11 protein-coding genes are annotated in these 11,550 nt (G+C 58.3%); 9 read left to right on the forward strand and 2 right to left on the reverse strand.

All coding sequences use genetic code 11. From position 1 onward, the window contains the following. The first annotated feature begins 83 nt into the window (after positions 1-83). On the forward strand, positions 84-1,508 hold the full coding sequence (locus JH25_RS05535; RefSeq protein WP_005790387.1) for an aminotransferase-like domain-containing protein: 1,425 nt from the start codon (positions 84-86) through the stop codon (positions 1,506-1,508). Between the two features lie 104 nt (positions 1,509-1,612). Here JH25_RS05535 and ppsR read toward each other — a convergent pair whose 3' ends face one another. Continuing rightward, positions 1,613-2,431 (reverse strand): posphoenolpyruvate synthetase regulatory kinase/phosphorylase PpsR, encoded by an 819-nt coding sequence (gene ppsR, locus JH25_RS05530; RefSeq protein ID WP_003193298.1) that lies wholly within the window; start codon positions 2,429-2,431, stop codon positions 1,613-1,615. 178 nt (positions 2,432-2,609) lie between these two features. Between ppsR and ppsA the strand changes: the two genes are divergently transcribed. From ppsA to JH25_RS05490, 8 genes are all read left to right on the forward strand, one after another. Further along, a complete protein-coding gene (gene ppsA, locus JH25_RS05525) occupies positions 2,610-4,985 on the forward strand; it encodes a phosphoenolpyruvate synthase (RefSeq protein WP_005790384.1) in 2,376 nt (791 codons plus the stop codon). A gap of 106 nt (positions 4,986-5,091) precedes the next feature. After that, positions 5,092-6,081, forward strand: coding sequence for an alpha/beta fold hydrolase (locus JH25_RS05520; protein ID WP_032879918.1), 990 nt, complete (start codon positions 5,092-5,094; stop codon positions 6,079-6,081). 229 nt (positions 6,082-6,310) lie between these two features. Then, complete coding sequence (gene rraA, locus JH25_RS05515; protein ID WP_005790380.1) at positions 6,311-6,802, forward strand: ribonuclease E activity regulator RraA; 492 nt, start codon at positions 6,311-6,313, stop codon at positions 6,800-6,802. Positions 6,803-6,817: 15 nt separating this feature from the next. Continuing rightward, on the forward strand, positions 6,818-7,813 hold the full coding sequence (locus tag JH25_RS05510; RefSeq protein WP_005790378.1) for a zinc transporter ZntB: 996 nt from the start codon (positions 6,818-6,820) through the stop codon (positions 7,811-7,813). Between the two features lie 86 nt (positions 7,814-7,899). Then, on the forward strand, positions 7,900-8,145 hold the full coding sequence (locus JH25_RS05505) for a hypothetical protein (RefSeq protein WP_005790375.1): 246 nt from the start codon (positions 7,900-7,902) through the stop codon (positions 8,143-8,145). Between the two features lie 2 nt (positions 8,146-8,147). Continuing rightward, positions 8,148-8,972 (forward strand): mechanosensitive ion channel family protein, encoded by an 825-nt coding sequence (locus JH25_RS05500; protein ID WP_003193288.1) that lies wholly within the window; start codon positions 8,148-8,150, stop codon positions 8,970-8,972. Positions 8,973-9,059: 87 nt separating this feature from the next. Continuing rightward, positions 9,060-9,650 carry an RNA polymerase sigma factor SigX gene (gene sigX / locus JH25_RS05495; protein ID WP_003193286.1) on the forward strand — a complete coding sequence of 197 codons (591 nt, stop codon included), beginning with the start codon at positions 9,060-9,062 and terminating at the stop codon, positions 9,648-9,650. A 107-nt stretch (positions 9,651-9,757) separates the two neighbouring features. After that, positions 9,758-10,738 (forward strand): OmpA family protein, encoded by a 981-nt coding sequence (locus JH25_RS05490; protein ID WP_005790371.1) that lies wholly within the window; start codon positions 9,758-9,760, stop codon positions 10,736-10,738. Positions 10,739-10,798: 60 nt separating this feature from the next. On the opposite strand, the gene cobA is transcribed toward JH25_RS05490, so the two are convergent. Further along, positions 10,799-11,542: a uroporphyrinogen-III C-methyltransferase gene (gene cobA / locus JH25_RS05485; RefSeq protein ID WP_032879920.1), complete on the reverse strand. Its 744-nt coding sequence runs from the start codon at positions 11,540-11,542 to the stop codon at positions 10,799-10,801. Positions 11,543-11,550: the final 8 nt, after the last annotated feature.

The raw sequence follows: 11,550 nt of genomic DNA on the forward strand, positions 1-11,550 counted from the left end.
CGGAATTGAACTCTATATTGAACTTGTAATGAGTTATGTTTATCGGCGATTGAACCCGTAAAAGCACACTATTAGGGCGAAAGATGGCTGTCAAAACAAATATTGACATGGTGTCAATTATGCGTGAGGGCCTGTCCAATGGGCAGGGCGTGAAGTACAAGCGCCTGTCTGATGTGATGGAGCGGGGCATCCTCGAAGGCTTGATTGAGCCGGGACGAAAACTGCCGCCCCATCGGGTGCTGTCCGACAACCTGGGGGTGACCATTGGCACCATCAGCCGGGCCTACGGTGAGTTGGAGCGCCTGGGCTTGGTGGTTGCGCGGGTCGGTGACGGAACCTTCGTGCGCAAGCGTGGGATGGAGCGTCAACGTGATGAAGGCTTTCGCAATTTCAGCGAGGAGCCGCGCCAGTACTTCGACATGAGTCGCAACATGCACATTCCGGGGCAGGAAACGGTGTTTCTTGCCCAGAGCTTCCAAACGCTGTCGACCAACGCCAAGTTCCTGCAGGACATCAGCGCCTATACCCCCGACGCCGGCTTGCCGCGTTACCGTGAAGCCGGGGCGCAATGGCTGGTGCAGCGCGATTTTCATCCGATTCCAGAGCAGGTCATCTGCGTCAACGGCGGCCAGCACGGTTTGCTGTGCGCGATGATGGCGCTGCTGCGTGCTGGCGATACGGTAGTCACCGAGCAACTGACTTATCCTGGGCTGATTACGGCTGCGCGCATGTTGGGCGTGCGCCTGATTGGCCTGGAAATGGATGAAGAAGGCGTGTTGCCCACGGCGCTGGATGAGGTCTGTCGTAATCACCGCATTTCGGCGTTGTACTGCACGCCGACTATTCAGAATCCCACGACGGCGGTGTTGTCGGTGGCGCGTCGCGAAGCCTTGGCCAAGGTGTGTCGTGAGCACAACCTGCTGATTCTCGAGGACGAAGCCCACGGCGTGCTGGTTGAGGATCGCCCGCCGCCCCTCAGCTATTTCGCGCCTGAGCGTACGATTTTGATCAGCAGTCTGAGCAAAGCGGTGTCGGCAGGGTTGCGGGTAGGCTACGTCCACGCACCGCCCGCGCTGGTCAGTCGCATTTCCGCGGCGTTGCGCTCGACCTGCTGGATGGCGACGCCTGTGACCCTGGAACTGGCCACCCAGTGGATCGAAAACGGCACGGCGGAATATCTGTTGCGCCAACAAATCAACGAAATCAGCCGCCGCAAAACCTTGGTCGAGGATTTATTGACCGGGCTGGCGTATCGCACCCACCTCAACAGCCCGCATTTCTGGATCGAAGTGCCGGAGCCATGGCGTGCGTCGGAAATCGAGGCAGAGCTCAGGCAGAACAATTACCTGATCGCCACCGCCGAGGCGTTTGCCGTGGGGCAGACGGCGGTGCCGCAGTTTATTCGGGCGAGTATCTGCAATACTTCTGGCGATGATCAGTTACTGCGCGAGGGGTTTGATGCGCTGGCGACGGCGTTGGGGCAGGGGGGGGGGCGGTTTCATCTGTAAATCCGCGTTACCGTTCATCGCAGGCAAGCCAGCTCCCACAGGGGAACGCATTCCAACTGTGGGAGCTGGCTTGCCTGCGATAGCGTCAGATCAGGCGACAGAGATCACTTGAAGCGCCGCTCCACACCCTTCTCAACCAAAATCTTTGCCGAAATCTCTTCCACCGAAAAATGCGTGGAATTGATGTGTGCAATATTCTCGCGACGGAACAGATTTTCCACTTCACGCACTTCGAATTCGCACTGCGCATAGCTGGAGTAGCGGCTGTTGGGCTTGCGTTCGTTACGGATGGCGGTCAGGCGGTCCGGGTCGATGGTCAGGCCGAACAGTTTGTGCGAGTGGGCGCGCAGGGCGGCGGGCAGCGTCAGGTGCTCCATATCGTCTTCGGTCAGCGGGTAGTTGGCCGCACGGATACCGAATTGCATGGCCATGTAAAGACAGGTCGGGGTCTTGCCGCAACGCGACACGCCCACCAGGATCAGGTCGGCCTTGTCGTAGTAGTGGGTGCGGGCGCCATCATCGTTGTCGAGGGCAAAGTTCACCGCCTCGATGCGCTCCATATAGTTGGAGTTATGCCCGATGGAATGGGACTTTCCGACAGAGTATGAAGAATGCTCACTCAACTCCTGTTCCAATGGCGCCAGGAAGGTCGAGAAAATGTCGATCATGAAACCATTCGACGTTGCGAGAATCTCACGAATGTCTTGATTGACGATGGTGTCGAAAATGATCGGGCGAAAACCGTCTTTTTCAGCCGCCAGATTGATTTGTTGTACCATGGCCCGCGCTTTATCCACGCTGTCTATATAAGGCCGGGTGAATTTGGCGAAGGTAATGTTTTCGAACTGCGCAAGCAGGCTCTGGCCCAGTGTTTCGGCTGTGATGCCGGTGCCGTCGGAAATAAAGAAAGCAGATCGTTTCATTTGAGCCCTGGGCCTTAAGCTGATGGCGAATCTTGGATATGATAGGCGCGATTTTGCCGTCCCGCAGTGGGCCGCATTCTCACTTATTTTCCAGGTCCAGGCCACAAGCGCTGGCGTTAGCTCCTACTGAGCAACCCGCGTCCTGAGCTTTTCCAACACAGAAAGTGGAGAGATCACCTTGGTAGAGTACGTAGTTTCCCTCGATAAGCTCGGCGTCCATGATGTAGAGCATGTGGGGGGCAAGAACGCATCCCTCGGCGAGATGATCAGTAATCTTGCAGGCGCTGGTGTCTCGGTGCCCGGTGGTTTCGCCACCACGGCCCAGGCTTACCGAGACTTCCTCGAGCTGAGCGGCCTCAACGCCCAGATCCACGCCGCGCTGGATGCCTTGGACGTCGACGACGTCAACGCCCTGGCCAAGACCGGCGCCCAGATCCGTCAGTGGATCATGGAAGCCGAGTTCCCCGAGAAGCTCAACGAAGAAATTCGCACCGCCTTCGCCACCCTGTCCGCCGGCAACCCGGACATGGCTGTCGCCGTACGCTCCTCGGCCACCGCCGAAGACTTGCCGGACGCTTCCTTTGCCGGCCAGCAGGAAACCTTCCTGAATATCCGTGGCGTGGAAAACGTCATTCGCGCGGCCAAGGAAGTATTCGCCTCGCTGTTCAACGACCGCGCTATTTCCTACCGTGTACACCAGGGTTTCGACCACAAGCTGGTGGCCTTGTCTGCTGGTGTGCAGCGCATGGTGCGTTCGGAAACCGGCACTGCTGGCGTGATGTTCACCCTGGACACTGAGTCGGGCTTCCGTGATGTGGTATTCATTACCGGTGCCTACGGCCTGGGCGAAACCGTCGTACAAGGCGCGGTCAACCCTGACGAATTCTACGTGCACAAGCACACCCTTGAGGCCGGCCGCCCGGCCATCCTGCGCCGCAACCTGGGCAGCAAGGCGATCAAGATGATCTACGGCGACGAAGCCAAGGCCGGTCGCTCGGTGAAAACCGTTGACGTCGACAAGGCCGAGCGCGCGCGTTTCTGCCTGACCGATGCTGAAGTCAGCGAACTGGCCAAACAGGCGATGATCATCGAGAAGCACTACAAGTGCCCGATGGACATCGAGTGGGCCAAGGACGGTGACGACGGCAAGCTATATATCGTGCAAGCGCGTCCGGAAACCGTGAAGAGCCGCACTTCGGCCAATGTCATGGAGCGTTACCTGCTCAAGGAAACCGGCACCGTACTGGTGGAAGGCCGTGCCATTGGTCAGCGCATCGGTGCTGGCAAGGTGCGGATCATCAAGGACGTGTCCGAGATGGACAAGGTCCAGCCCGGCGACGTGCTGGTTTCCGACATGACCGACCCGGACTGGGAGCCGGTGATGAAGCGCGCCAGCGCCATCGTCACCAACCGAGGCGGGCGTACTTGCCACGCGGCGATCATCGCCCGTGAACTGGGGATCCCGGCGGTAGTCGGTTGCGGCAACGCCACCCAACTGCTCAAGGAGGGCCAGGGTGTCACCGTGTCCTGCGCCGAAGGCGATACCGGTTTCATCTTTGAAGGTGAACTGGGCTTCGACATCAAGCAAAACTCCATCGACGCCATGCCGGACCTGCCGTTCAAGATCATGATGAACGTCGGCAACCCGGACCGCGCCTTCGATTTCGCGCAGTTGCCGAACGCCGGGGTGGGCCTGGCCCGCCTGGAGTTCATCATCAATCGCATGATCGGCGTGCACCCAAAGGCCTTGTTGAACTATGACGGCCTGCCGCTGGACATCAAGGAAAGCGTCGACAAGCGCATCGCCGGCTACAACGACCCGGTGGGCTTCTATGTCGAGAAGCTGGTGGAAGGCATCAGTACGCTGGCCGCGGCGTTCTACCCGAAAAAGGTCATCGTGCGCCTGTCGGACTTCAAGTCCAACGAGTACGCCAACCTGATCGGCGGCAAGCTCTACGAGCCGGAAGAAGAAAACCCGATGCTGGGCTTCCGTGGCGCCTCGCGTTACATCAGCGAAGCGTTCCGCGACTGCTTCGAGCTTGAGTGCCGTGCCCTGAAGCGCGTGCGCAACGAGATGGGCCTGACCAACGTCGAGATCATGGTGCCGTTCGTACGCACCTTGGGCGAAGCAAGCCAAGTGGTCGATCTGCTGGCCGAAAACGGCTTGACCCGTGGCGAGAACGGCTTGCGCGTGATCATGATGTGCGAATTGCCGTCCAACGCCATCCTCGCAGAAGAGTTCCTGGAGTTCTTCGACGGTTTCTCCATCGGCTCCAACGACCTGACCCAGCTGACCCTGGGCCTGGACCGCGACTCCGGGATCATCGCTCACCTGTTCGACGAGCGTAACCCGGCGGTCAAAAAGCTGCTGGCCAATGCCATCCAGGCGTGTAACAAGGCCGGCAAGTACATTGGTATCTGTGGCCAAGGCCCTTCCGACCACCCTGACCTGGCCAAATGGCTGATGGAGCAGGGCATTGAAAGCGTCTCGCTGAACCCGGACTCTGTGCTGGAAACCTGGTTCTTCCTGGCGGAAGGCCAAGCGTCCGCTTAAAGTCGCAACGTCAAAAGTGCCGGTCACTCGTGAGGGTGACCGGCATTCTTATCTGTACTGGGCGGGAACTCCTTGCGGACGCCGCCCTTTTTTGTGCAAGAGCATTATGCAAAGCAGCAGCAACCTGTTTCCCGTCGCCTTGATCAGCGCTGAACGTCGTGGCGACCTGAGTGAAGACGTCTACCGGCTCAAGCCCGGCAATAGCCCTGATGGCACCGTCGAGCTGGCGGTTACCCGTTTGGGCCTGGCCGATGTCCCGGAAAACCGGGGCACGCCGATTATTTTGTTGCATGGCAGCTTTTCCAATCGGCGCTTCTGGTACTCGCCCAAGGGGATCGGCCTGGGCGCGTACCTGGCGCGCCGGGGTTTTGATGTGTGGATCCCGGAAATGCGCGGCCATGGGCTGTCCAAGCGCAACCATGAGTACGCCAGAAACCGCGTCGCCGATTACGCCCGCTACGATTTGCCGGCCATGGGGGCCTTTGTGCGTGAGCAAAGCGGGCAGGTCCCGCACTGGATCGGGCATTCCCTCGGTGCCACGACCTTGGCTGCGGCCCTGGGCGGGCAACATTTGGGGGCGCCTGAGGTGGCTTCGGTGGCATTGTTCGGCTGCCAGGTCAGCCGCACCCATTGGCCGTTGAAAATTCCACCCGTGGAGTGGGGTACTCGGTTGATCCTCAAGCGCCTTGCCCATGTGTCTGGCCCACGCTTCAAGCGCGGCCCCGAGGATGAGCCGGCGGGAGTGATGATCGAAGCGATGCGCTGGAATGGCCTGTTCGGCCGCTTCGGCGATGCCGAATGTGACTGGTGGAAGGGCTTGGCGCAGATCGATGTGCCGTTGCTCGCGGTCAGCGCGGCGGGCGATCGGCAAGACCCGGACTGGGCGTGTCGCAAGCTCTTCGAGCAGGTCGGCAGCGAGCATCGCCAGTATCTGTGCCTGGGGCGCGAGCAGGGTTTCAGCGAGGACTTCGGGCATGTGCAGATGCTGGTCAGCAAAGCCGCGCAGGCCGAAGTATGGCCATTGGTGGAACGGTGGTTGAACGACCCACTGACACCATTATTCGGGACTCGACCCCAAGTGGCCGCAGCAGTTTGAGCAAACGCTCTACCAAGGGCGTTTCACTCTTGAGTGGTTGCGGCTAAGATATGACGCGCTGGGCGCTTCTGGTCATATTCAGTCGCGCAACGTGTATTGCGTTGCGCTGATGCGGGTCCGATCATGGCGGCTCACCACTGGCAGGCACTTAAAGAATGCCTGTCGCGGCGCGTTTTTCTGATGTACACCGTGGATGTTCGATCTCTTCTTTGACGACAGGAGCTTCTCGATGAACCATTACGTGACCCCCGACCTGTGTGACGCCTACCCGGAACTGGTGCAGGTAGTGGAGCCGATGTTCAGCAACTTCGGTGGCCGAGATTCTTTTGGGGGTGAGATCGTCACCATCAAATGCTTCGAAGATAATTCCCTGGTAAAGGAACAGGCTGACCAGCCGGGCGCTGGCAAAGTGATGGTCGTTGACGGCGGAGGCTCACTGCGCCGCGCGTTGCTGGGCGATCTGATTGCCGATAAAGCTGCGAAAAATGGCTGGGAAGGGCTGGTGATCTATGGTTGCGTCCGGGATGTGGATGTTCTCGCCCAGACCGACTTGGGTGTGCAGGCACTGGCCTCCCACCCGATGAAAACCGACAAGCGTGGCCTCGGTGACCTGAACGTCGTTGTGACGTTCGCGGGTGTGACGTTCCGTCCGGGTGAGTACATCTACGCCGACAATAACGGCGTGATCGTGTCGCCCAGCCCGCTGAAAATGCCTGAATAAACCCAAGGAGTCTGGATGTTCGAGGAAGAGAACGCGCAATGGGGGCTGGTACATGCCCTGGTGCTGGATGGTAAAGGCGGTGCGCGTTCGATTGCCCGGACTGAGCTCGACGATCTGCAGTTGCAACCCCAGGAAAGCCTGTGGCTGCATTGGGATCGCAGCCATCCCCAGACCCAGACCTGGCTGCGCAAATCCAGCGGCCTGAGCGAATTTGCCTGCGACCTGCTGCTGGAGGAGAACACCCGCCCACGGTTGTTGCCGTTGCCCGACGCCGAATTGCTGTTGTTTCTGCGCGGGATCAATCTCAACCCCGGGGCAGAGCCGGAGGACATGGTTTCGGTGCGTATCTTCGCCGCCGCCAATCGTGTGATCTCCCTGCGTTTGCGCCCGTTGCGCGCCACCGATGAGCTATTGGTGCAACTGGCGGACGGCAAAGGCCCAAAAACGGCGTCTGAACTCATCCTTTATATGGCTCAGTACCTGACCAACAAAGTGCAGGATCTGGTTACAGGGTTGTCTGAAATCGTCGATTCCGAGGAAGAAAAACTCGATGCCGACGAACGGTATACCCCAGAGCACGGCAGCGTTTTGCAGATCCGTCGGCGCGCGGCCGGGCTCAAGCGGTTTTTGGCACCACAGCGGGATATTTTTGCCCAGCTGACGCGAATAAAATTGGCATGGTTTTGCGATGACGATGCTGACTATTGGAACGAGTTGCACAACAGTCTGACCCGTTACCTGGAAGAGCTGGAACTGGCCAGAGAGCGCGTGGGGCTTGTGCTTGAGGCCGAAGACCGGCGCTTGAGCCTGCGCATGAACCGCACCATGTATCGCTTCGGGATCATCACCGGGATCTTCTTGCCGATGAGTTTTCTCACCGGTTTGCTCGGTATAAATGTGGGTGGCATTCCGTTCTCCGAGAGCCCCTACGGATTCATGATTGCGTGCCTGTTGATGGTCTCGGTGGCCCTGGGACAATGGTGGCTATTTCGACGATTACGATGGGTTTGAGCTGAATATGACCTGAACGTAGGAAAGGGTCGATGTGACCCGATGAATTTTACCCTCGTCTTTTAATTCACTTGCGAGAGGTCTCTATGCACGATCCGTTCGAACAGTCTTTGCGTGACATGCTCAATGCTTCGCCATCCAACCGTGATGACGATGCTTGCCTGGGTCGCGTATTGAAAACCGCCAACCGTCAGGTCGGTGCGGGTGATCTGTTCGGGCTGCTCGGGCGTTGGTTGCCGGCATTGATGATGGCCCTGAACAACGGTTCGGCCCATGTGTCACCGGTTTCGCGCCGTAAACCTCTTGCTCGCACTGCTGATAAGGCTGATTGAATATGGAACTTGATCTCTGGACCCAGAGCCTGGTCACCGCGATGACCGCATTGTGGACCAAGGTTGCGAATTTCATTCCCAACCTGTTTGGTGCCCTGGTCCTGGTGTTGCTGGGCTTTGTCGTGGCCAAGTTGCTCGACACCCTGTTGTCCAAGCTGCTCGCCAAACTCGGGCTGGATCGCCTGATGGCCGGCACCGGTTTGACCAAATTGCTGGGTCGCGCCGGGCTGCAGGTGCCGATTTCTACCTTGATCGGCAAGATCGTCTACTGGTTTGTTCTACTTATTTTTCTGGTTTCTGCAGCGCAATCCCTTGGACTTGAGCGAGTTTCAGCTACGCTCGACATGCTGGCACTGTATTTGCCGAAAGTTTTCGGCGGCGCGCTGGTGTTGCTGGTAGGTGTTTTACTCGCGCAATTGGCCAATGGGCTGGTGCGCGGGGCCGCTGAAGGCGTGGGGTTGGACTACGCGGCAGGCTTGGGGCGAATCGCACAGGGGCTGGTGATCATCATCAGTATTTCCGTCGCGATCAGCCAGTTGGAAGTCAAGACTGACCTGCTGAACCACGTTATTGTGATTGTTTTGATTACCGTTGGTCTGGCCGTTGCACTGGCCATGGGTTTGGGAAGCCGGGAAATTGCCGGTCAGATTCTTGCGGGAATCTATGTGCGTGAGCTATATCAGGTTGGGCAACAAGTGCGTGTGGGCGAGGTTGAAGGGCAGATCGAGGAGATCGGCACGGTCAAGACGACAGTGCTGACCGATGACGGAGAACTGGTTTCGCTGTCCAACCGGATTCTCCTGGAGCAGCAGGTCAGTAGCCGCTAATCCGGCAAACCCTGCTAATGTACGCCGCCGCAAACCCGGGTGACCGGGTTGCAACGGACATTGACCTGACTGCCGGCACGACTTGTTTTGAATAAAGCCCAAACGCTGTCCACGCGCTATGACCCCCGTGAGCTCTCTGATGAGGAGTTGGTCGCGCGCTCGCACACGGAGCTGTTTCACGTAACACGCGCGTACGAAGAATTGATGCGCAGGTATCAACGCACTCTGTTCAACGTTTGTTCAAGGTATTTGGGGAACGATAGAGACGCGGACGATGTCTGTCAGGAAGTGATGCTCAAGGTGCTATATGGCCTGAAGAACTTCGAGGGCAAATCGAAGTTCAAGACCTGGCTGTACAGCATCACGTACAACGAGTGCATCACGCAGTATCGGAAGGAACGGCGAAAGCGTCGCTTGATGGACGCTTTGAGTCTGGACCCCCTTGAGGAGGCGTCTGAAGAAAAGGCGCCGGCACCCGAGGAGAAGGGCGGACTTGATCGCTGGTTGGTGCATGTGAACCCGATTGACCGGGAAATTCTGGTGCTTCGCTTTGTCGCAGAGCTGGAATTCCAGGAAATCGCTGACATCATGCATATGGGCTTGAGTGCTACAAAAATGCGGTACAAACGTGCTCTTGATAAATTACGTGAGAAATTTGCGGGCGAGACTGAAACTTAGTGCGTAGCAAATATCTCTTACGTGTAGGCAAGTTCTGTTAGACTTGTCGCCGAGTTGTCCCCCGGTTTGTGGGACTGCTTTACAATCACCAGATGGGGATTTAACGGATGAAACTGAAAAACACCTTGGGCTTGGCCATTGGTTCTCTTATTGCCGCTACTTCTTTCGGCGTTCTGGCACAAGGCCAAGGCGCAGTTGAAGGCGAGCTGTTCTACAAGAAGCAGTACAACGATAGCGTTAAGCACATCGAAGACGGCTTCAACCCAGGCGCTCGCATTGGTTACTTCCTGACCGACGATCTGTCGTTGAATCTGTCGTACGACAAGACCAACCACACCCGTTCGAACGACGGCACTGGCAACCAGAAGATCAAAGGTGACACTGGCAGCCTCGTTGCTCAGTACCACTTCGGTCAGGCTGGCGTTGATAGCCTGCGTCCATACGTTGAAGGCGGTTTCGGCCACCAGAGCCGTACCAACGTCAAGGCTGACGGCCACAGCGGTCGCGACCAGACCACTTTCGCCACCATCGGTACTGGCGTGAAGTACTACTTCACCAACAACCTGTACGCTCGTGCTGGTGTTGAAGCTGACTACGGTCTGGACAACGGCAAGTGGGACTACTCCGCACTGGTTGGCCTGGGCGTGAACTTCGGCGGTAACGCTGGCGCAGCTGCTCCAGCTCCTACCCCAGCACCAGCTCCAGAGCCAGTTCCAGAGCCAGAAGCTCCGGTTGCTCAGGTTGTTCGTGTTGAGCTGGACGTTAAGTTCGACTTCGACAAGTCGGTTGTTAAGCCTAACAGCTACGGCGACGTGAAAAACCTGGCCGACTTCATGGCTCAGTACCCAGACACCAACGTAGAAGTTGCTGGTCACACTGACTCCGTCGGTCCAGACGCTTACAACCAGAAGCTGTCCCAGCGTCGTGCTGACGCTGTTAAGCAAGTCCTGGTTAAAGATGGCGTAGCTCCTAGCCGCATCACTTCCGTTGGTTACGGTGAGTCCCGCCCAGTTGCTGACAACGCAACTGAAGCTGGCCGCGCTGTTAACCGTCGCGTAGAAGCAGCTGTTGAAGCCACCGCTAAGTAATTAGCCTGGCTTTACAAAAAAACCCGGCTTAGGCCGGGTTTTTTTCGCCTGGAATTTGCCTCAGGCACTGGCCGCCGTCGCCAGGCAAGCCGCCTGCGCAGCACCAGCAACGCTACCAATCACCAGGATAGCCGGGCTTTTCAGGGCGAACGCTTGCGCATCCTCATGCATCCGCGCCAGATCACTGCGGCATTCGCGCTGCTGGGGCAGCGAAGCATTTTCGATCATCGCCACGGGCATGTCCGGGGCCATGCCGCCTTCGAGCAACTGCTGACGAATCTCCTCCAGCTTCGCCACGCCCATGTACACCACCAGTGTGGTTCCACTTTCCGCCAGTGCGCGCCAGTTCAACGCGCTGTCGTCCTGAGTATGAGCAGTGACCAGCGTCACCCCACGGCTCACACCGCGTAACGTCAGGGGAATATCGCAGCTCGTCGCCCCGGCTAACCCCGACGTGATGCCGTTGACCAACTCCACCTCAATGCCACGTTCGCGCAGCCACAGCGCCTCTTCGCCACCGCGACCAAAAATGCACGGGTCGCCGCCCTTGAGCCGCACCACGCATTTGCCCTGGCGGGCATAACGCAGCATCAGGCGATGGATAAAATCCTGGGGCGTGGAGCGGCAGCCACCGCGTTTACCGACGGTAATCACGCGTGCATCGCCGCAGTGTTCGAGCACGGCCGGGTTGACCAGGTCATCAATCAGCACCACGTCCGCTTCATGCAGGGCTCTGACTGCCTTGAGGGTCAGCAACTCCGGATCACCGGGCCCAGCGCCTACCAGCCACACTTTTGCGCTCATGTTGTTCC

The organism is Pseudomonas sp. BRG-100 (assembly GCF_000737955.1).
In the GTDB taxonomy this organism is placed as follows: domain Bacteria; phylum Pseudomonadota; class Gammaproteobacteria; order Pseudomonadales; family Pseudomonadaceae; genus Aquipseudomonas; species Aquipseudomonas synxantha_A.

Coding starts and splice junctions, on each gene's coding strand:
- JH25_RS05535 (WP_005790387.1), top strand. CDS start 84: ATGGCTGTCAAAACAAATATTGACATGGTGTCAATTATGCGTGAGGGC.
- ppsR (WP_003193298.1), bottom strand. CDS start 2,431: ATGAAACGATCTGCTTTCTTTATTTCCGACGGCACCGGCATCACAGCC.
- JH25_RS05520 (WP_032879918.1), top strand. CDS start 5,092: ATGCAAAGCAGCAGCAACCTGTTTCCCGTCGCCTTGATCAGCGCTGAA.
- rraA (WP_005790380.1), top strand. CDS start 6,311: ATGAACCATTACGTGACCCCCGACCTGTGTGACGCCTACCCGGAACTG.
- JH25_RS05510 (WP_005790378.1), top strand. CDS start 6,818: ATGTTCGAGGAAGAGAACGCGCAATGGGGGCTGGTACATGCCCTGGTG.
- JH25_RS05505 (WP_005790375.1), top strand. CDS start 7,900: ATGCACGATCCGTTCGAACAGTCTTTGCGTGACATGCTCAATGCTTCG.
- JH25_RS05500 (WP_003193288.1), top strand. CDS start 8,148: ATGGAACTTGATCTCTGGACCCAGAGCCTGGTCACCGCGATGACCGCA.
- JH25_RS05490 (WP_005790371.1), top strand. CDS start 9,758: ATGAAACTGAAAAACACCTTGGGCTTGGCCATTGGTTCTCTTATTGCC.
- cobA (WP_032879920.1), bottom strand. CDS start 11,542: ATGAGCGCAAAAGTGTGGCTGGTAGGCGCTGGGCCCGGTGATCCGGAG.